Genomic DNA, 21102 nt, shown 5'->3' with positions numbered 1-21102 from the left:
TTCCTCACTTACAAATATATTTCAATTCCTGCAGGCTGATTATTCTTCTTCTCATATTCTAACGCATTTTCAAGAATATATGTTGCAGCAACTTGATCAATTATACTCTTATGCGTATTTCTACGCTTTCCAGCTTCCAATAAACTAGCGTGTGCACTAACAGTAGTTAGGCGTTCATCCACCAATCGGACGGATAGTTCAGGAAGAGCTTGTTTCAACTTTATTGCATATTTTTTAGCAGATTTAGCGGAAGTCCCTTGTTTACCGCTTAATAATACTGGGTAACCGACTACTATTTCAAAAGCGTTAAACTTTCTGACATATTTTACTATGGTTTTGATACCATCTTCATTAGATTCGTATCGTCTAATCACTCCAACAGGTACTGCCATAATTCCATCAATATCTGTTTTAGCAACGCCAATTCGGGCTTGACCTAAATCAAGCCCGATACGACAACCTTTACGAATATCAGTCATATTATATTGATGCTATGTCAGTCAATACAGCTTCTAGTGCTTGGTCAAGAACTCCTATGTTTTGACCTCCACCTTGTGCCATATCATCTTTACCGCCGCCACCGCCGCCTAGGCGTGTTGCTGCTTGTTTGACTAATAAACCAGCTTTAATACCAGCTTTACGAGCATTTTCATTTGTGGCTATAACGACCATTGCTTTATTATTCAAGTCACCACCAACAGCTACAACAGTTTTTTCACTATTTGGCAACTTATCACGCAAAGACATAACTAGCGTACGTAAATCATCAATATTTGATACTTTACCTACGTTATAGCTAGCACAAATAACATCGTTTACTTTGACAGCTTTTTCAACTATTGAATCAACTTGAGACAAAAGTTGGCTTTGACGTAAAGCGTCAAGTTCTTTTTCAGTTTCTTTTAGCTTTGCCATTATGCTGTCAACACGTGATACAAGTTCATCTTGCCTTGCTCCAAGAAGGGAAGAAAGCTGGGACACTAGAGCGTGTTCTTTAGCATTGAAACTGTATGCTCCATCACCAACAAGTGCTTCAATACGACGTATACCTGAACCAATGGAAGACTCGCCTAGCACTGTTATGCGACCAATGTCACCAGTTCTTTTTACGTGTGTACCACCACAGAGTTCTCTAGACCAGTCACCACCAATTGAGACAACACGTACTCGTTTGCCATATTTTTCACCAAATAATGCCTGTGCTCCTAGAGCTTTAGCTTCGTCCAGATCCATAATTTCGTCTGTAACTTCAAGGTTTTCAGCTAAGCGAACATTTACTTCTTCTTCGAGATCATTTACGAAAGAAGTACCTAAAGCACTAGGATTCCTAAAGTCAAAACGCATACGTGATGGCGAGTTTTCACTACCTGCCTGTGTTGCTGATTTACCTAGGTGCTCCATAATTACTTCATGTACCATATGTGTGGCTGTGTGTGCACGAGCAATATCTAAACGACGCTTCGTATCGATTTCGGCTACAGCATTCTCATCCAAAGCAATAGTTCCCTCAATCAAAGTACCGCGATGTACTGGAACGCCTTTAACTGGAGCTTGCACATCGTGAACTTCAACCAAAGCACCACCAGCAAAACGGATATAACCTTGGTCTGCTAGCTGTCCACCCATCTCAGCATAGAAAGGTGTCTGATCTAGTACTAGTTCTACTTCAGCAGGAGCAGAAACAACCGGACTTGGCTTTCCATCAACTAAAATAGCGATAACTTTGCTCTCAGTTGTACTATCTGTATAACCTAGGAATTTAACTGGTTCAGCCAAATTTTGCATAATTTCGTTGTAAACTCTAGAGTCAACGTGACCAGTTTTCTTGGACAAGGCATCAGCACGAGCACGTTCTTTTTGCTCAGTCATAAGCTCACGGAAACGCTTTTCGTCAACCTTTACTCCCTGCTCAGCAGCCATTTCCAAAGTCAAGTCAATTGGGAAACCATAAGTATCGTGCAATTGGAATGCTTCTTCACCTGATAGCAAAGTCTGGTTGTCTTTCTTAACTTTTTCAACAGCAACATCCAGAATTGTTGTACCAGCATTCAAAGTCTTACGGAATGCTTCTTCTTCAGCAAAAGCAACATTTGAAATTGTTTCAAAATTAGTTTCAAGCTCAGGATAAGACTCTTTCATGGAGTTCATAGATACTGGTAGCAAATCTGGTAATGTAGCAGCATCTACTCCAAGTAGTTTCATTGACCTTACTGCCCTACGTATTAGGCGACGCAAAACATAGCCACGACCATCATTGCCTGGACGCACACCATCGTTAATAAGCATCATAGCACTACGTACGTGGTCTGCTACAACACGCATACGTACATCATCTATACTCTTGCATGAAGTATCTAAGCCATATTTTTTACCTGAAATTTCTTCAACAGCTCCGATAACAGGAAAAACTTCATCAGTTTCGTACATGTTATCTTTGCCTTGTAGTAAGAAAGCTAAACGTTCAAGCCCTAAGCCTGTATCAATAGCTTTTGCATCTAATTCGCCAAGCAAAGGATAGTCTTTTCCAGTTCCCTCACCACGCATATACTGGTCAAATACTAGGTTCCAGACCTCTAGGAATCTATCACCAGCTTTGTCTACAAGTGGACCCCCATCTGGACCATAACTAGGACCACGATCATAATGTAATTCAGCACAAGGACCAGCAGGACCGGGCTGTCCTGTATCCCAGAAAATTTCGTCACGCGGTAGTTTCTGTAAGTGAGCAGGATCTAATCCTATTTTATTCAACCATAGGGATTCAGCTTCATCGTCTTGTTCCCAAATCGTAACCCAAATTTTATCGCCATCTAGACCGTATTTACCTTCGTTTACATCACCGGTGAGCAAATCCCATGCATAGGTAATAGCACCTTCTTTGAAATAATCACCAAATGAGAAGTTACCACACATTTGAAAGAAAGTACCGTGGCGTGTAGTTTTTCCAACTTCTTCAATATCATTTGTGCGAATACACTTTTGCACGCTGGCAGCACATGGCCAAGGAGCTGGCTGTGTGCCAACAATGTAAGGAATAAACGGAACCATGCCCGCAATAGTGAATAAAATAGATGGATCCGGTGAAATCAAGGGTACTGATGGGCAAATCTCGTGTCCATTTTTCTTAAAATAATCAAGCCATCTGTTACGAATCTCAGCTGTACGCATAGTTCCTCTAGTCCTAGAATAAATTGATAATTACTAAATAAAACTAAAATTAATCAGTATATTTCATACGAGTATTTACTTCTTCTACTGATTGTTCAACGGGAGCAAATACATCATAAAGTTTTTCTTCATGTTCATGGTAGTTACGATTAAACTCATCTGCATATTTCTTAACAAATTTCCTACCTTGCGGAGTGGATAATACTGCACCAACTCCAGCCACCAATACGCCTAAAAAAATTAATTTCTTCATTACTTATCGTCCTTGTTAATACGCATAGTTTTACGCACTGCATAACTAAAAGCAGCTACTTTGATCAAAGGTTTACCCACAGTTGACGAAAGTAGAGTTGACATCGCAGAAGCATCTTGAGCAATTTCACTAGCACTACGTGTAATAACGTCCACATTTTCCAACTGACCATTTGCTAGCTCAATAGTTTCAGTGGCTTCATTAGATATTTTCCTAATACCTATAGTTAGCTCATCAATGCTTTTGCCAAGTTTTATCAAAGGTATAGCACAAGCTATAACAAAAATAGCAAATGCAATAGCAGCTATTAGCTGTGCAATTTCTGAAAAAGACATATCTCTTTTCTTTCTAAATATTCAGTAAAATTGAATCTATCTGAAATTCTACTACTATTCTAATAGGTTTTAGAGTTTTTACAAACATCAAAGAAAATACTTTAAAAGAAAAGAGTCTCGAGAAAACACATTCGTAACTCTCGAGACTCTTTTTTATAAAAAAGAATTAACGTGAATAGTGTTCAACGACAAGCTGAACATCACAAATTACTGGAACTTGTACACGCTTTGGACGAGCTACTAGCTTAGCTGAAAGCTTTTCTAGAGTAACATCTAGATATTCAGGAACATCTGGCAAAACATCACGGTGTGCACCAGCTGCTGCAACCTGGAATGGAACCATTGTCTGGCTCTTTGCTTTAACCTGAATAACCTGTCCTGGCTTTACGCGGAATGATGGGCGGTCAACAAGTTTACCATCAACTAGAATGTGACGGTGAACAACTGCCTGACGTGCCTGTGCAATTGTGCGAGCAAAACCACTGCGTAGAACAAGAGCATCCAAACGCATCTCTAGTAATTCAACCAAAACTTCACCAGTCAAACCTGTTGTACGGTTAGCTTCAGCAAAGTAACGACGCATTTGTGCTTCACGAATACCGTACTGTGCACGTAGACGCTGCTTTTCCTTCAAACGAACAGCATAGTCAGATTCACTGCGCTTGCGAGCACGACCATGTTCACCTGGACCATATGGACGCTTTTCAAAATAACGAACAGCTTTAGGTGTCAAAGCAATACCCAAAGCACGAGACATACGCACCTGACGGCGTGAACGGCTTGATGCCATATTCTTTTCCTCATTCTTCCTGTACTTAACAAAAGTTCATATTTCCCATTTTGGAAAATATTGGGTCAGCCTATAGGCCAAGACCCCAGGTTGCGGATATAGTAAACACAACTTATATACTATAACTTATTTTTCAAGAAATTTCGAAGATTAAACACTATATTCTTAAATTTTTTCTCTTCACCGTTTTCACTAGGACTATAATAAACTGTACCGAGTAAATCATCTGGCAAATACTGTTGATCAGTAATATTATTTGGATAGCTATGCGGATATTTGTATCCGACACCATGTCCTAAACCTTTAGCCCCTTTATAATGTGCATCTTTTAAGTGTAAAGGAACAGTTTTACCTTTCCCTTTACGAACATCACTTATAGCGCTATCTATAGCAGTGTAAACACTATTAGATTTTGGTGACAAAGTTAGATAAATAACCGCTTGAGTTAAAATAATACGGGCTTCAGGAAAACCTACTTTGTCACAAGCAGTAGCTGCTGAAACAGCAACATTCAAAGCGTTAGGATTAGCCATACCTATATCTTCACTAGCTGAAATCATGATACGCCTAAGGATAAACCTTATATCTTCCCCACCTTCAATCATTCTAGCTAAGTAATGCAAAGCAGCATCTACATCACTACCTCTAATGGACTTTATAAAAGCTGAAACAATGTCGTAATGCTGATCCTTATCGTATTTAACATCAGCAGTATTTGAAACAGATAAAACAGTCTCACGATTCAAAACGCTAGCTTCTGATGAAGCTTTAACAGCACAAGCCTCAAGAATAGTCAAAGCTTTACGGCAATCTCCTGCTGACAAACTCACAATAATTTCTAAAGCACCATCTTCATACTGAATAGTCTTATTCAGCCCTCTTTCATCTTCCAAAGCTCGCTGAAGTAGTGTTTTAATATCCTCATCAGTATGTGCTTGTAAAGTAAGTAATATTGAACGCGATAGCAAAGGTGAATTAATTGAAAAATGAGGATTTTCAGTAGTAGCAGCTATCAAAATTACCCAATGATTTTCAACAGCTGGTAGTAACGCGTCCTGCTGAGCTTTTGAAAAACGGTGTATTTCATCTATAAATAAGACTGTCTGAACTTTCTCACCAATAAGTTTATATTTAGCGTTATCAATTACGTCACGAACTTCTTTTACTCCAGAGCTAACTGCTGATAACTCAACAAATTCTCGCATAGGGTTATTAGCAACTAGATAAGCTAAAGTTGTCTTTCCACACCCTGCAGGCCCCCACAAGATAACAGAAGAAGCCTGATTTACGTTGCCTTCTATGAGATTTCGCATTACAGAAGAAGGCCCAAGTATATGCTTTTGCCCAATTATTTCATCGATATTCTTAGGACGCATACGTACAGCAAGAGGCGCCATAGGATCGTAGTCAACTCTACCTTTATCATCCAATATGGAAGAATCAAATAAATCCATGGCACCTGCCTACTATATGTAAATATTGAGTTAAAACATCAAGAGTGGTTTTTATAAATCACGAATTGCTCGCATAGCATTCTTACGATTAACTTTATCTAGGCGATCAATATATAGCATACCCTCTAGGTGATCCATTTCGTGTTGTAAGCAACGACCCATTAGTTCTTCACCTTCAACAATAACTTCTTCGCCCTTTAGGTTAGTACCTACTACTTTTGCATACCATGCACGCTTAGTTGGATACCATAGACCTGGGACTGATAAGCAACCCTCATCGCCGTCTTGATATTCATCTTCAGAAAACTCAACCATGCGAGGATTCAAAACGTAGCCAATGTCACCATCAATATTCCAAGAAAATGCTCGTAAACCCACACCTATTTGGTTAGCTGCAAGACCTGCACGACCGTCCATGTCGACGGTTTCTAGCAAATCAGTAACTAGTGATTCGATGTTTTCATCAATTTTTTCAATCCAGTCACAAGGTGTGCGTAATACTGGATCTCCAACTATACGAATATCTCTAATTGCCATTACCTAGCTCCTCTAAAGCATCATTAACTAGTTTTTCCAAAGTAGATACAGCTTCTTCAATTGGAACTTCAATTGACTCACCAGTTGCACGAGTTTTAATTTCTACCAAGCCATTTTCTAGACCACGACCAACAACTAGAATATAAGGAATTCCTAGTAATTCAGCATCTTTAAATTTCACACCTGGTGAAACTTTAGCTCTATCGTCTACAAGTACATCTAGTCCAGCTTTATCCAAAGATTCAGCCAGCTTAGCGCTAGCTTGCGCTATTTCTTCACCTTTTCCAGCACTAACTAAGTGTACTTTGAAAGGAGCAACAGCAACTGGCCAAATAATACCCTTGTCATCGTGGTGAGATTGAACTAAAGCCGCTAGAACACGTGAAATACCAATACCATAAGATCCCATAGTAACAACTTGAGACTTACCATTTTGATCTAGAACAGTTAGACCCAAAGCTTCAGCATATTTGCGACCTAAAGCAAATATATGACCAATTTCGATACCTGTGTCTAGGTACAAAGGTCCAGATCCATCTGGAGCTAAGTCACCTTCTAAGACTTCACTAGCTTCAATAGTTCCGTCAACTTCAAAGTCACGTCCCATAACAGCATTGTAAACGTGGTGTTCAGCTTTATCTCCACCCATAATCCAAGAAGTACCTTTTACAATTCTTGGATCAACTAAGAAACGTATTGAACCACAAATGTTGCCATTTTCATCAACTGTACGTTCTTGGGAGTTTGGACCAACATTTTTAAAACCAATATAGCCCTTTACTAGTTCAGGGTGAGCTTTGATATCTTCCTCTGTTGCCATCTCAACTTCTGCTGGAGAAACATTTGCTTCCAATCGTTTCAAGTCAAGTTCACGGTTACCTGGGATACCAACTGCTATAAGTTCACGTTCACCATCTGGGTGCTTTAAAGCTACTATCAATACCTTCATGGTATCGCTAGCTTCCCATGGACGATCTTGCCTAGGATATAGTTCATTTGATCGTTCAACTAGCAAATCGATTGTGGTAGCATTTGGTGTTTCTAGCCATTTAGCTTCAGCAATGTTACTAGCATCAACTTCATCTGGGACAACAGTTGTGACAGCTTCAACGTTGGCAACGTAGCCACCTGCTGAACGAACAAAAGTATCCTCACCTATTTCTGTTGGGTGTAAAAATTCTTCAGAACGAGAACCACCCATAGCTCCAGATGTCGCTTTAACTATTACGTATTCCAAATCTAAACGCTTAAAAATTTTCTCGTAAGCACCACGCTCAGACGCATATGACTTACTCAATCCTTCGTCATCTATATCAAAAGAGTAAGCGTCTTTCATAACAAATTCACGTCCACGTAATAAACCAGCACGTGGGCGAGCTTCATCACGATATTTTGTCTGTATTTGATATAAAGTACATGGCAAATCTTTATATGATGAATACATATCTTTTACTAGCAAAGTAAACATTTCTTCATGAGTAGGTGCTAGAAGATAGTCGTTACCACGGCGATCGTTTAACTTAAATAGATTAGGACCGTATTCTGTCCACCTATTAGTTGCTTCATAAGGCTCGCGAGGTAGTAAAGCGGGGAAATGTACTTCTTGTGCACCGATAGAAGCCATTTCTTCACGCACAATATTTTCAATTTTACCTAAAACACTCAATCCTAACGGTAACCATGTGTAGATACCTGGAGCAACGCGGCGAATATAGCCAGCACGGACAAGCAACTTATGACTAGCGACCTCAGCATCTGCTGGGTCTTCACGCAAAGTCTTTACAAACATATTAGACATACTTTTTAACATAAAGCTATTCTATATGTTTTTACTAAAAATGGCACATTAATTTTCAAGCAATTCGTCTGTATTATCAATGTTTCCGTTTAAAATGGGGAGTTTCGCTCAGTGAAAAATAAGATATAGTACTTTCAGCTTTAAATTTATCTATTCGTTTAGTAAAACTAAAACTTTTATAAATCATAGTTTGTATAAGCAAATTGAACACTATCAAACCAATTTAAACTACTTTCTACATTAGGCGTATTCAAGTGCACATTTAGTTCGATTTTTCTTTACGTATTTGTCGTTACATGAGCTTTTCTATATGCACATTTTATTACAGCAAATTTGAATTTTAAAAAGATAGAGCGCCCACTCTATTTAAAAGTAGACGCTCTTAGAATAATTACATAATCTACATTAGATTAATAGATTAATTCTTTCTTTTACGAGCCACAAGAACTGCTCCTGCACCAATTGCGGCCATAGCACCTAGCAATGCTAAGTTGTCTCCAATATAAATACCTGTAACAGGCAATTTTGGTTTTTCAACCTTTGGTGGTACTGATGGTACCGATGGCTTTGGTGTCTCAGGAGGAGACGGCGGAGTCACCGGAGGCGCAGGTGGTACTGGAGGTACTGGTGGTGCAGGTGGTACTGGAGGTACTGGTGGCACAGGTGGTACTGGAGGTACTGGTGGTGCAGGTGGTACTGGAGGTACTGGTGGTGCAGGTGGCACAGGTGGTACTGGAGGTACTGGAGGTGCAGGTGGTACTGGAGGTACTGGTGGCACTGGAGGTACTGGTGGCACTGGAGGTGCAGGTGGCTTTGGAGGCTCAGGAGGAGCTGGAGGAACGTAAGTGTTAGTTACTTCCATTCCTTTTACAGTGCTTGTAAAGTTTTTAGGCACATACGGTTTACCATTTTCATCAACTTCTCTAACTGAATATATCCAAGGTTTACACTGACTATTAGTCTTTTCTAAATCTTTCCACGTAACAGTAACAGTATCAGAACCACTTACATCCATAAGTGCTGCTGAAGATACTGGCTGTGGTTCTTGTCCTTCAATATTTCTCAAGAGCTGCAAATTAACTTTAGGTTTTTTAACATCCCCACTTATTATCCACTTCTTTACACCTTGTTTTGTAATACCTTCTCGGTTTAGTGTTACAGTATTAGAGGTGTTAACCTTTTTACCATTGAACAACACGTCAGCACTATTTGTAATAGGTTTCTTAAATACAAGTTCTTCGCTGTCATTAATAATTGGTTTTACAGTAATAGTTAATTCTAATTCTCTTATAGGAGAATTAGGGTGTGCAAAATCGGCAGCATCAACTTTTAGATTAGTGAAATCTGTTATTTTAGCTGTTACCTCATTATTTACATTAGTTATTTCAACCGGAACAGATAATTCTTTTCCTTCACTTAGAACACGAGCAGTTACAGATAGAATCTTCAACTTTGGATCAATAACATCTTTAAAAGAATATGAATCTAAATTCGTATGTAAATCAGTAGCTTTTCCAGCTTTAAATCCCCAATTAGCATACATTGTGATTGGAGCTTTTACCTTGAAAGATAAAGTTTTGTTATCACATGGATCTGCTATCAAAGTAGTATGCGAAGTATTATTGTGCTCAATACTTTTTACAATCTTTGGTACTTTAGGTATATAAATTTTGAAAGGAGTTTTTCCAGGTACAGTTGATCCAGGAGCAGGACCATCCCCACCATTTTCGTTTTTACCGTTGAAAAATACTTCTCCTTTTTCTGTTACAGTAACTGTTATTGGCTTTACTACATTTACCCACTCATTTGGAACACTTTCAACTGTAAGAGTATAGGTACCTGCCGGTATGCTCTTATATGTGTGAGAAGCTCCATTCACGATTTCTTTGTATACAGTGCCATCTTTTTGGGAAACAAGTTTAGTCTTTACGCCAGATAGTAAATCACTTTGATTTGGTATTTTGTTTCCTGAGTCTCTAATGCCAAAAGTACTGACACTAAAAGCAAAACCTGGACAACTCAAGCCTTCAGCAAGATGAGAACCTGCTGGTAATTTTAATGGTTTAGTGTTCTTCTTTTCACGTACATAAATATTGGCATCATCAATCTTGCCTGCATTATAAATGCTATCAACGTTTTCTGATTCTACCCAATATTTGTATTTTAGTCCGTCAGCATTTTTTTCTGGAAGATTTTTCCAAATTAAAGAATACTTATAATCATTTCCATCAAGAATATAAGGATCTTCCGGACCGTTAGTTTTATTACTACCAACAGTTTCTACAGGACCATCACCCGCTTTACGTTTCAAAACAACGTCATAGTCCTTATAGTTATCGTCATCGTCTTCATCTAAATCTAACCAAAAAGCATTACTTTTAAAAGAACATTGGTTAGGATTAGCTGAATAGGCCTTAGGTTGGCTAGTCAAATTAACAATAGGCATTACTAAAGCAAATAGTATTGCAATTGTAAGTAAATATAACCCCTTCGACCTAGTATTTTTATAAAATTTCATCGATTTTCCCCTTTTCGTGTGTAAAATATACACAACAACGATAAAATTTTATCATATGTATGCAAGCTCTACATATTTACCCTTTTTTACTCCAACTAGAAGCTTTAAAAGTTGTAGTTTTTTTACTTGTAGCTATAGCAGGAATAACTGTTGGACTTCCAGTGCCCTCTACTAATCCTTCTTCTTCAGCAACTTTGGCAGCAAGTTCAATTAAGGTATCAACAATTTGTTCTTCTGGAACAGTTTTAACAACTTTACCTTTTACAAAAATTTGTCCCTTACCGTTACCAGACGCTACACCTAAGTCAGCTTCCCTGGCTTCACCAGGACCGTTTACAACACAGCCCATAACAGCTACACGCAAAGGAAAAGTAATGCCTTTAAGCCCTTCAGTTACTTCTTCAGCCAAAGTATATACGTCCACTTGGGCACGACCACAAGAAGGACAAGAAACAATTTCTAAAGTTTTCTCACGAAGCCCTAAAGACTGTAAAATACCTATACCAACTTTAACTTCTTCAACGGGGTCAGCAGACAGCGAAACACGGATTGTATCGCCAATACCTTGAGATAGTAAAGCCCCAAAAGCAGTAGCAGACTTTATAGTTCCTTGGAAAGCTGGTCCCGCTTCAGTAACTCCCAAGTGCAATGGCCAGTCCCCTTTTTCGCTCAGTAGTTGATAAGCTCGAACCATTGTTACAGGATCGTGATGTTTAACCGATATTTTGAAATCATGGAAATCGTGTTCTTCAAATAGTGACGCTTCCCAGACAGCTGATTCTACTAAAGCTTCAGGGGTCGGTCTGCCATATTTTTCAAGCAACGAAGGATGCAACGACCCAGCATTTACCCCAATTCTTATAGATACCCCATGATCTTTAGCACATTGAGCTATTTCTTTAACCTGATCATCAAATTTTCGGATGTTACCAGGGTTTACGCGTACACCAGCACAGCCACCTTCAATGGCGGCAAAGACATATTTAGGTTGAAAATGTATATCGGCTATAACAGGAATAGGTGACTTTTTAGCAATAATAGGTAGTGCTTCAGCATCGTCAGCTGACGGACAAGCCACACGTACAATATCGCACCCTGCAGCCGTAAGCTGTGCAATTTGTTGCAAAGTACCGTTAATGTCTGTGGTCTTAGTTGTAGTCATAGATTGAACAGTAATTGGAGCGTCTCCACCAACGAATGTCTTACCTACAGCAATTTTTCTAGTTTTACGTCTAGGTGAAATTACTTCAGGTACAGGAACTATCTGAGGAATTCCCAAATCAACAGTCATCGTAGCACCTACTATCGTCTTATAAAAAGTTAACAGAACTAAATATACTCTCAATGGTTAGTGATTCAAAATTCAAACGATAAAGTTTCATATTTTCCTCACTCATAACTATAAGTAATATATCTCCCACTCTGTTTTATAAATAACTAGAATTTATATTAAATACTTAAAGGATTAAAAATATCAACTATCATTAGAAAAATAGTCATTGCTCCTAGTAATCCTACGACAATATAGGTCAAAGGCATCATTTTAGCATTATCCACATATCCAAATTCTTTGTTATACCTATATTTGTAGTATAAACGCATAATAGCTTCCCATACACATGTAAGTATGTGTCCCCCATCTAAAGGAGTAAATGGCAACAAGTTAAAGATAAACAAAGCCATGTTTAACGAAGCAAATAACATCAAATTAGCAACTACTTTTTCATTAAAAGGGACATCAACTTTAGCTATGTCTCCAGATAATTTAGCAACTCCAATAATAGATGTTACAGAATTAGGTGAACGTTTATTACCCTCATACCAATCTTTACCTGTTTCATATACAGCAAGTGGTAAACGCATTACTATTTGAAAAGTCTGTTTTGCCATGTCAGCAATAACTTCACCAGAGTGTAATAAGTCTAATCTTTGAGTCTCAAAACGTGGGCTTACTCCTATTTTATAAGAAGTGCCAACTTTCATAGGTGAAAGGTTATATCTTAGTTTTTTACCTTTTCTTTCAACCTCTATTTCAGTTACTTTTGCTTTATCTCTAGCAATACTGTTAGATAAGTCGCTCCAAGATTTAACTAAATGGTTATCAACGCTAAGAATCTTGTCACCAGATTTTATACCAGCAAGATATGCTGGTGATTTATTTTCACAGTTATTAGAATCAGTATTTTTACTATTAGTTACGATACATTTATGAACATTATCTACAACTGTTGATGGCTGTTTAATACCGATAATATTTACAGCTACCACTACTGATAGAATGCATAAAAATAAGTTCATCATAGGGCCAGCAATAAGAACAATTATTTTCTTTGGTACGCTTAAACGGTAAAAAGCTCTATGCGTATGATCTTTAGGTAATTCTTCTAAGCTGGCAATACGAGCCTGTTCTGCAAGAGTTATACGTCCTTTTTTATCATAGATTTTACGGTCAGCCTTCCCCGGGGCAAACATACCGAGTATTTTTACATATCCACCTAGTAATATGGCTTTTATACCGTAAGTCGTTTCACCTTTTTTCTTAGATAATAAGACTTTTCCAAATCCAACCATATATTCACTAATATATGCGTTAAATTTTTTAGCGAAGAAAAAGTGTCCAAATTCATGTAACGATATAGATATACAAATCAATACTATGAAAACGAAAACACCTATTATGAAACTCATTCTACTCCAAGGATTTGTTTTGTCTTATTTCTAGCCCAAATATCAATATTTTGCAAAGATTTTAAATCAATGTTTAGAATTGGATTATAAGAATCTAAAACTTTAATTACAGTATCTACTATATCTAAAAATTTAATTTTATTTTTCAAGAATAAATCGACACATACTTCATTACTAGCATTCATAACACATGGATGAGTAGGTGAAGATAAAATGCATTCTTTAGAAACGTTTATGGCTGGAAAAGAGTCATTGTCAACTGGCATAAATTCCCATGACATTTGTGACGAAAAATCTAGAGTTGGTAAAATTCCCTCTAGTCTTTCAGGCCAAGATAGCCCCAAAGCTATAGGTAATTGCATGTTAGGAGGACTTGCTTGAGCTATAATAGATCCATCTTTAAAAGCGACCATTGAATGTATGATAGATTGAGGATGAACTACTGGAACAATTTTCTCCGGAGGAATGTCAAATAAAAGATGAGCTTCAATCAACTCTAACCCTTTATTCATTAGTGTAGAAGAGTTAATTGTAACCACATTTCCCATATTCCAAGTAGGATGAGATAATGCTTGTTCAGCTTTGACGTTTTCTAGTTCTTTGCGTGTTTTACCTCTAAATGGACCACCCGAAGCTGTTAATACAATATGGTCAACTTCAGTGCTACCATCTGTTTTCAAAGCACACATTCCCCTATTATGCTTACCACCTGATAAACATTGAGCAATTGCGCTATGTTCAGAGTCAACTGGCACTATTTGAGCTGGAAATTTTTGAGCTTGTTTAACTAACGACCCACCGACAACTAAAGATTCTTTATTAGCTAATGCTAACTTTGATCCTTTTTTTAAAGCAACAATAGTAGGTTCAAGACCTATAGCTCCTGTAATACCATTTACAACAATTGCCTTTGAATCTAGTCCAGCAATAATACTTGCTGCTTTATTTCCTACAAATACTTGTGGTTTATAGTCCTTACAAGGAAACAAATTTTCAAATTTTCTGGCAGAGTTTTCATCAGCAATACCTACAAACTCGGGTTTATATTTCCTGACTTGTTCATACAGTAGTTCAACATTACTTCCAGCAGATAGCGCAAGTACTTCATATTTATCGCTATGCTTATCAATTACTTGCAAAGTTTGAGTTCCAATTGAACCTGTAGAACCTAACAGTATTACTTTATGCATTTTTCCACCATTTTGACTAGCAAAAGCTCATCTATAAGAAGTCGTGCGCTAGTATTTATCAGTATTTGTGACACAGAAATTATTGTATTGCCAACAAAACTTCAATAGCACGTGACAAATAAGCGTCCACTGGGCCTTCTTTATAAGCCTTATTTTTGCGTGCTGGTGAGAAAGTTACAGCTCGTACTTCTTCAACAGTTAGTTCATTCTTATCATCAAAAAAATCAGCAATCTTTACTAGAAAAGCATCAACTTCTTCAATGTTATAGCCAATTTCACGTCCTTGAGGGTGAGCAAATTTTTCACCACTTGGACGGCGTAGTCGTGGGTAAAGAGTTGTTGCTCGTTCAGCCACCAAGTCAAGCCAAGCCTGCTGTCCGTTTACTGAAACATGGTCAGCTCTTTCACGTTGCAAAAATGCTGATTCTAGTCTATCTAATGCAGCATCTACTTCATCAGGATCATACCCGCGATATTTTTCATCAAAAGATGCTTCACGTACTTTTTCTGCAGTGAATTCTTTTGATCCGGCTGCGTTTTCGTAGGATGCTCTTGCTTGCGCAAAAAACTCATCTACTTGTTCACAATCGTAGCCAATTTTAATGAAACTGACTCGTCCAAACATATTATTTGTCATGCTTTACGCTCCTGTTGTAAAACTTCAGCAGCTAATTGACCGCAAGCGCCATCAATATCACTACCACGAGTATCTCTAATTGTCGTTGATATTCCATTGTTACGCAATGTTTTTACGAAAAGCTCTTGAACATCTGGTTCTGTAGCTGTCCAAATTGAACCAGGCGTAGGGTTCAAAGGAATAGGGTTTACGTGGGCCCACCCCTTACCACGTTTATTCAATTCATCTGCTAAAAGCTGTGCTCTAAAAGCATGGTCGTTCATATTCTTAATTAAAGCATATTCTATAGAAACTCTACGCCCTGTAACTTCAAAGTAGTTACGAGCCGCATCTAATAGTTGACCAACTTTGAATCTAGAGTTAATTGGAATTAATTCGTCACGTAAGTCATCATCAGGTGCATGCAAAGAAACTGCTAAAGTAACTGGTATTTTTTCTGCCGCTAACTTATTTATTGCTGGCACTAAGCCAACAGTTGAAACTGTAATATTTCTAGCACTCATTCCAAAACCATGGGGTGGTTCATCTATTAAAGAATGTAACGATTGTATTAAATTTTTATAGTTAGCCATAGGTTCGCCCATTCCCATGAAAACTATATTAGTTACTCTATCAGATCCTGGTAACTCACCATTTTTACAAGCAAGATTGGCTAAGCGCACTTGTTCAATGATTTCAGCAGTGGATAAGTTTCTAGTTAATCCCATTTGACCCGTAGCACAGAATGGACAACCCATACCACAGCCAGCTTGAGAAGAAATGCATAAAGTAGTTCTATCTTTATATCCCATCAATACTGATTCAACTCTAGCTCCGTCATACATTTCCCACAAGTGTTTTACCGTTTTGCCTTTATCAGCAGAAAGAGCTCTAATAGGAGTAATCAGTTTAGGTAAAAACGTATTGACTAATTTTTGTCCTTCAACACGGTTAAAGTCAGTCATTTGTTCTACGTCAGCAGTATAGTGTGAAAAGTAATGCCTTGAAAGCTGGTCTATACGGAAAGGTTTAAATCCTTGCTCTTTAGCATATTTTTTCCTCTCACTCATAGGAAAATCAACTAAATGTGCAGGTGGTTTACCTTTTTTCTGTGGCACAAAGCTAATAGTTGGCTTAGCGTCTGGAGAAGTTGCTCCTTCTGGAAGTTGATCAGTTGGACGAACCTGAATATATGCACTACTAGTTAAGTACTTCTTAGCCATTTTTCTCACCCCATAAAGTAAAGTAGTGCTGTATACGGAATAGTAGCAATTAATATTGCGTCTGTGCGGTCTAGTACACCGCCATGTCCTGGTAGTAGGTTCCCCATGTCTTTCATCTTCAAGTCACGCTTAATCAGTGATTCACACAAATCACCTATTACTGCCACAATCGATGTAATTATACCGATAATAACGGATTCTTTATATGAGTACCCTAAATATGGCATAGTTGAAACTGCTGCCAGTGATGAAAAAGTAAGAGATCCGATTAAGCCTTCCCATGACTTTTTAGGGCTGATTTTCTTACTCATTGGGTGTTTACCTATCAAAACACCAACAGCATATCCGCCTGTGTCGCTAGCAATAACTATTAGTATAAAAGCTAAAACATAGTAGTTCCCTAAAGGACGCATTAGGAAAAGAATTAAGAAAGATCCTAGTAAACTAATCCAAGTCACCCCTAGAATAGAAACTGCTACATCAACTAATGCTTTCTTAGATTTTGTATCAGTAAATACCCACAAAACAATAAATAGCAGAGTAACAAAATAAGATACCAGCATAGCCTGTGTGCTAATTAAGTGTGCACAAAGCCCCATGCCAATACTGCCAATCCACATTGGCAACAAAGCTACGTTTATACCTTGGTTTTTTACTGCACCAGCAAATTCATATAGCCCTAGTAATACCATTAGTATCGCAAAGTAGACGAAAGCTTGTGGTAAATACAAAAGCATTAATGCAACTAGTCCCCCTAGAACAATTGCAACACCAATTGCTGCCGGTAGATTGCGACCAGCTCTACCAGTAGAGGGTAACTGTGTAATATTCTTAGTTGCTGGTGGGTTTAAAATATTACGTATTTTCGTTGTATAGTTACTCAATTTTCACTCGAAACTTTAGACTGTAAGTAACTCTGCTTCTTTAGTGGCTAAAACAGTGTCGATTAAGTCAATGTGTTTCTTCGTAACTGATTCCAGTTCTTTTTCTGCACGTTCAACTTCATCTTCACCTGCTTGACCATCTTTTTTAAGCTTATCAAGGGCATCTTTAGCTTTACGGCGAATTGCACGTACTGAAACACGTGATTCTTCAGCTTTAGTTTTAGCAAGTTTGACATATTCCTTGCGACGCTCTTCTGTTAAAACTGGTAATGCCACACGAATTACTTGTCCATCATCAGTTGGGTTAACACCTAAATCAGATTCACGAATAGCTTTGATAATATCGTTAGTAGCACTCTTATCAAATGGTGAAACCAAGACTGTACGTGCCTCTGGAATATTGAAAGAAGCCAACTGTTGTAAAGGAGTTGGAGCACCATAGTAATCTACCATTATCGAAGCAAACATTGCTGCATTAGCGCGACCTGTACGAATATTAGAAAACTCTTCTCTAGTATGTTCAATGGCTTTATCCATTTTTTCTTCAGTTTCTAGCAAAATTTCGTCAATCAATGTTACTCCTTAAATAGTTTTTGAAACTAGTGTTCCAATTTTTTCCCCAAGCAACGCTTTTGTAACATTGCCTGGTTCAAGCATACCAAAAATTCGCATGTTCAAGCCATTTTCCATGCATAGAGAGAAAGCTGCAGCATCAACTACTTTTAGTCCTTTTCCTAAAGCATCGCTATAAGTAACATAATCCAGCTTTTGCGCTTGCTCATCAATCTTAGGGTCAGCAGTATAGACACCGTCGACTCCGTTTTTAGCGACAAGTAATTCCGTACAGTGTGTTTCTAAAGCTCGCTGTGCTGAAACTGTATCTGTTGAGAAATATGGCATACCCGCACCAGCACCAAATACAACAACACGTCCCTTTTCCATATGTCGTATTGCACGTAACGGAATATATGCTTCACTAACTTGCATCATTGGGATAGCACTTTGAACACGAGTAGTGACTCCAGCTTGCTCAAGAAAATCTTGCAAAGCTAAAGCATTAATAACTGTTCCTAGCATACCCATATAGTCAGCTCTAGCCCTATCAAAACCGTGTTGAGATAGTTGAGCACCTCTAAATAAGTTTCCTCCGCCAACAACAACAGCTACTTGTACTCCCTGTTTCACAGCTTGTGCAATCTGTTTAGCAATTGAAGAAACAACTGTGGCATCAATACCGATTTTGCCTCCACCAAAGACTTCACCCGATAGTTTCAACAAAACCCTACGTCCACTACTAGAGTTTAGTGTTTTTCCTTCTGCCATATTCTTATCGTAATCACACATGCTAAAATCTTTCAAATTTAGTTAGTCCTTAGTAGATTATACAATAAACCTTCAACATTATTACTTTATTTACTAAGTTTCATTAAGGTTTTATACCGTTGAGATACGTATTCGTAAAATTTAAAAATAAATCACAAAATAAGCAACATCAGCTAGTTGTATATATCTCATATATATTTGGGTAGCTTATGTATTGTCTCTAATTAATCTTAGAATCTCACTTCCATGATTATATATAAAAGTTTTTGTAACTCCTCTTATAATCTCTAGGTGCTTTATAGTCTTAGGCTTAGCAACAGCTATAGCTATAAGTGCACTTTCTTTAATAATTTTATCCTTAGGAATACTTTCTTCTTGAGAAATATAATCACGCCAATCAGATAATAATTTGTATATATATTGGGTACTTTCTCCGTATTCTCCTAAAACACCACTATCTTTTTCTAAGCGTTTTTCTTTTTTAAAAGTAGTTGTTTTGGATAGTTCCTCATTCCAGTGTTTAAGTAAAAATCTCGTAATATTCTTATCAGATGCAGAGTTAGTATTTCTGATACTTTTTTGCCTAGATAAATAATTGCTTATATATAGCTTTTCTCTAGCTCTAGTAATTCCCACATATAATAACCTGCGTTCTTCTTCAATTTGATCATCTGTTTTAGCTAGTGATATAGGCATTATTCCTTCTTGCATACCAACTAGAAAAACATAATCCCACTCTAGTCCTTTACATGAATGCAAAGAAGAAAGAACTACTCCTTCTTTTTCTAATTCAGTTTGTGATTGCATTCTGGTTACTAAATAGTTATAAAACTGTTCTATATGAACATAAATATTTTTCTCTTTGATAGCTAAGTTACGTAAAACGTTAAGATTATCCCATTTTTCTTTTGAAGAACCTGTCAGATTAGTAGAGTCAACGCGCCATCCCAACATAGATAATACATTATCAATAACTACTGTTGCTTGTTCTTTAGGAGTAACTAATACAACTTTTTTCATCATTTTTATAGCTTCACGTATTTCAGGTCTGCTAAAAAATTTTGTGCCATTTTTTATGATATAAGGAATTTCACTGTCAGATAAATAGTTTTCAAAATACTGTGATTGTGCATTAGTCCTGTAAAGAATAGCAATAGAACTCGGATTGATGTTTTTGGCTAGCAGTTGTCTAATTTGTGCTACTGTATTTTCAGCCTCATTAGCCTCATCAAAGTAAGTATTATATTCTACAAAATTATCTGATTCTTTATTCGGATATAACATAACACTTGGCAATTTATTCTTCTTATACTTTGCTTCAGCAATCACTGAGTTAGCTAAAGCAATTATTTGCTTACCACTGCGATAATTTTTATCCAAAACTATTTTTTTAGTATTCTCATATTTTGTTGAGAAATTTACCAAAAATGATGGATCAGCCCCTGCAAAAGAATAAATAGTTTGAGCAGTGTCTCCCACTACACACAAATTTGACGGGTTTTTAACCCATAAATCTAGTAAAGTTTGTTGAAGTAAAGACACATCTTGGAACTCGTCAACTATAAAATACCTATATTGTTTATGAACTTCTTGCAATATATAAGGATAAGTTTTAAATAATCCAATTAACAGTATTAAAACATCCTCAAAATCTATGACTCCCATATTTGTTTTTACTTTTTCGTACATTTCAAATATAGATTGCATTTCTTGAGCAGTTTTCACATAAGGAATTGTCCGTCCTAGTTCTGTAACCGTTTGTGCATACTCGCTGCTAGGAATAATAGAAACTTTTGCCCATTCAATTTCTGCACTCAAATCCCTTATCGCTGCACCATCTAGTTTTAAGCTCAAATTATTCGCAACAATGGTCATTATATTAGCTTTATTTTCAAGTATTCGAGGTAAGTCATACCCCATTTCTTCAGCCCAAAAGTGGGTCAGTTGCCTAAGTGCTGCAGCATGAAAAGTCCTAGCCTGAACTTTGGTAATTCCAAGCTTTGCAAGTCTTTCTTGCATTTCAAATGCTGCTTTATTAGTGAAAGTAAGAGCCAGAACATTTTCAGCACGATAAAAGCCTTGTTGCACAGCATAAGCTATACGATAAGTAATAGCACGAGTTTTGCCAGTACCTGCACCAGCCATAACACAAATAGGACCTGGAAAAGTAGTGGCAACTTCTCTTTGCCTATCGTCTAAATCGTCCAGTAAATTTTGTTCTAAGTTCATATTACCCACTATAAAGCTTATCTTTTATCTATGAAAATATATTTATTAAAATGTGGAAAACCCTTAATACTTCGCTTTCCAAACAGCACAAATATA

At 37.4% G+C, this 21102-nt stretch carries 18 protein-coding genes; all 18 read right to left on the bottom strand.

The window, feature by feature from the left end; all coding sequences use genetic code 11:
* Window positions 1–8: 8 nt before the first annotated feature.
* Complete coding sequence (gene ruvX / locus HCQ94_RS02610; RefSeq protein WP_166981597.1) at window positions 9–479, bottom strand: Holliday junction resolvase RuvX; 471 nt, start codon at window positions 477–479, stop codon at window positions 9–11.
* Between the two features lies 1 nt (window position 480).
* Window positions 481–3168 (bottom strand): alanine--tRNA ligase, encoded by a 2688-nt coding sequence (alaS, locus tag HCQ94_RS02605; protein WP_166977362.1) that lies wholly within the window; start codon window positions 3166–3168, stop codon window positions 481–483.
* A 49-nt stretch (window positions 3169–3217) separates the two neighbouring features.
* Window positions 3218–3421: a hypothetical protein gene (locus HCQ94_RS02600; protein ID WP_166977360.1), complete on the bottom strand. Its 204-nt coding sequence runs from the start codon at window positions 3419–3421 to the stop codon at window positions 3218–3220.
* Window positions 3421–3756: a DUF948 domain-containing protein gene (locus tag HCQ94_RS02595; RefSeq protein ID WP_166977358.1), complete on the bottom strand. Its 336-nt coding sequence runs from the start codon at window positions 3754–3756 to the stop codon at window positions 3421–3423. Before HCQ94_RS02595 ends, HCQ94_RS02600 begins: the two co-directional genes overlap by 1 nt.
* Before the next feature lie 166 nt (window positions 3757–3922).
* Complete coding sequence (gene rpsD, locus HCQ94_RS02590) at window positions 3923–4546, bottom strand: 30S ribosomal protein S4 (protein WP_166977356.1); 624 nt, start codon at window positions 4544–4546, stop codon at window positions 3923–3925.
* A gap of 119 nt (window positions 4547–4665) precedes the next feature.
* Window positions 4666–6000, bottom strand: a complete 1335-nt coding sequence (locus HCQ94_RS02585) for a replication-associated recombination protein A (RefSeq protein WP_166981594.1) — start codon at window positions 5998–6000, stop codon at window positions 4666–4668.
* 51 nt (window positions 6001–6051) lie between these two features.
* Window positions 6052–6537 (bottom strand): peptide deformylase, encoded by a 486-nt coding sequence (gene def, locus HCQ94_RS02580; RefSeq protein WP_166977352.1) that lies wholly within the window; start codon window positions 6535–6537, stop codon window positions 6052–6054.
* The gene (locus HCQ94_RS02575) at window positions 6527–8347 is read right to left on the bottom strand and encodes a proline--tRNA ligase (protein WP_166981591.1); all 1821 of its coding nucleotides are present in this window, start codon (window positions 8345–8347) and stop codon (window positions 6527–6529) included. Before HCQ94_RS02575 ends, def begins: the two co-directional genes overlap by 11 nt.
* Before the next feature lie 406 nt (window positions 8348–8753).
* On the bottom strand, window positions 8754–10853 hold the full coding sequence (locus HCQ94_RS02570) for a Cna B-type domain-containing protein (RefSeq protein WP_166981588.1): 2100 nt from the start codon (window positions 10851–10853) through the stop codon (window positions 8754–8756).
* Between the two features lie 76 nt (window positions 10854–10929).
* Window positions 10930–12144, bottom strand: a complete 1215-nt coding sequence (gene ispG, locus HCQ94_RS02565) for a flavodoxin-dependent (E)-4-hydroxy-3-methylbut-2-enyl-diphosphate synthase (protein ID WP_166977348.1) — start codon at window positions 12142–12144, stop codon at window positions 10930–10932.
* A gap of 158 nt (window positions 12145–12302) precedes the next feature.
* Window positions 12303–13541, bottom strand: a complete 1239-nt coding sequence (locus HCQ94_RS02560) for a M50 family metallopeptidase (RefSeq protein ID WP_166981585.1) — start codon at window positions 13539–13541, stop codon at window positions 12303–12305.
* Window positions 13538–14731, bottom strand: a complete 1194-nt coding sequence (gene dxr / locus HCQ94_RS02555; RefSeq protein ID WP_166981583.1) for a 1-deoxy-D-xylulose-5-phosphate reductoisomerase — start codon at window positions 14729–14731, stop codon at window positions 13538–13540. The genes HCQ94_RS02560 and dxr overlap by 4 nt, the downstream gene beginning before the upstream one ends.
* A 79-nt stretch (window positions 14732–14810) precedes the next feature.
* Window positions 14811–15368: a DivIVA domain-containing protein gene (locus tag HCQ94_RS02550; RefSeq protein ID WP_166977345.1), complete on the bottom strand. Its 558-nt coding sequence runs from the start codon at window positions 15366–15368 to the stop codon at window positions 14811–14813.
* Window positions 15365–16570: a dual-specificity RNA methyltransferase RlmN gene (gene rlmN / locus HCQ94_RS02545; protein WP_166981580.1), complete on the bottom strand. Its 1206-nt coding sequence runs from the start codon at window positions 16568–16570 to the stop codon at window positions 15365–15367. The genes HCQ94_RS02550 and rlmN overlap by 4 nt, the downstream gene beginning before the upstream one ends.
* Window positions 16571–16575: 5 nt before the next feature.
* Window positions 16576–17454 (bottom strand): phosphatidate cytidylyltransferase, encoded by an 879-nt coding sequence (locus tag HCQ94_RS02540; RefSeq protein ID WP_166977343.1) that lies wholly within the window; start codon window positions 17452–17454, stop codon window positions 16576–16578.
* A 15-nt stretch (window positions 17455–17469) separates the two neighbouring features.
* Window positions 17470–18027 (bottom strand): ribosome recycling factor, encoded by a 558-nt coding sequence (frr, locus tag HCQ94_RS02535; protein ID WP_166977342.1) that lies wholly within the window; start codon window positions 18025–18027, stop codon window positions 17470–17472.
* Window positions 18028–18036: 9 nt separating this feature from the next.
* Window positions 18037–18798, bottom strand: a complete 762-nt coding sequence (pyrH, locus tag HCQ94_RS02530) for a UMP kinase (RefSeq protein WP_166977341.1) — start codon at window positions 18796–18798, stop codon at window positions 18037–18039.
* A 186-nt stretch (window positions 18799–18984) separates the two neighbouring features.
* Window positions 18985–21006, bottom strand: a complete 2022-nt coding sequence (locus tag HCQ94_RS02525) for an ATP-dependent helicase (RefSeq protein WP_166981577.1) — start codon at window positions 21004–21006, stop codon at window positions 18985–18987.
* Between the last annotated feature and the right edge of the window lie 96 nt (window positions 21007–21102).

This window comes from Actinomyces sp. zg-332 (assembly GCF_011751945.2).
Lineage (GTDB): Bacteria > Actinomycetota > Actinomycetes > Actinomycetales > Actinomycetaceae > ZJ293.
The sequence above is the reverse complement of the archived record's forward strand: the minus strand, read 5'-3'. Positions and strand labels throughout refer to the sequence as shown.

Coding starts and splice junctions, on each gene's coding strand:
- HCQ94_RS02575 (WP_166981591.1), bottom strand. CDS start 8,347: ATGTTAAAAAGTATGTCTAATATGTTTGTAAAGACTTTGCGTGAAGAC.
- HCQ94_RS02570 (WP_166981588.1), bottom strand. CDS start 10,853: ATGAAATTTTATAAAAATACTAGGTCGAAGGGGTTATATTTACTTACA.
- rpsD (WP_166977356.1), bottom strand. CDS start 4,546: ATGGCATCAAGCCGTTCACGCCGTCAGGTGCGTATGTCTCGTGCTTTG.
- pyrH (WP_166977341.1), bottom strand. CDS start 18,798: ATGTGTGATTACGATAAGAATATGGCAGAAGGAAAAACACTAAACTCT.
- alaS (WP_166977362.1), bottom strand. CDS start 3,168: ATGCGTACAGCTGAGATTCGTAACAGATGGCTTGATTATTTTAAGAAA.
- HCQ94_RS02600 (WP_166977360.1), bottom strand. CDS start 3,421: ATGAAGAAATTAATTTTTTTAGGCGTATTGGTGGCTGGAGTTGGTGCA.
- HCQ94_RS02595 (WP_166977358.1), bottom strand. CDS start 3,756: ATGTCTTTTTCAGAAATTGCACAGCTAATAGCTGCTATTGCATTTGCT.
- HCQ94_RS02585 (WP_166981594.1), bottom strand. CDS start 6,000: ATGGATTTATTTGATTCTTCCATATTGGATGATAAAGGTAGAGTTGAC.
- HCQ94_RS02525 (WP_166981577.1), bottom strand. CDS start 21,006: ATGAACTTAGAACAAAATTTACTGGACGATTTAGACGATAGGCAAAGA.
- HCQ94_RS02550 (WP_166977345.1), bottom strand. CDS start 15,368: ATGACAAATAATATGTTTGGACGAGTCAGTTTCATTAAAATTGGCTAC.
- def (WP_166977352.1), bottom strand. CDS start 6,537: ATGGCAATTAGAGATATTCGTATAGTTGGAGATCCAGTATTACGCACA.
- ispG (WP_166977348.1), bottom strand. CDS start 12,144: ATGACTGTTGATTTGGGAATTCCTCAGATAGTTCCTGTACCTGAAGTA.
- dxr (WP_166981583.1), bottom strand. CDS start 14,731: ATGCATAAAGTAATACTGTTAGGTTCTACAGGTTCAATTGGAACTCAA.
- HCQ94_RS02560 (WP_166981585.1), bottom strand. CDS start 13,541: ATGAGTTTCATAATAGGTGTTTTCGTTTTCATAGTATTGATTTGTATA.
- rlmN (WP_166981580.1), bottom strand. CDS start 16,570: ATGGCTAAGAAGTACTTAACTAGTAGTGCATATATTCAGGTTCGTCCA.
- ruvX (WP_166981597.1), bottom strand. CDS start 479: ATGACTGATATTCGTAAAGGTTGTCGTATCGGGCTTGATTTAGGTCAA.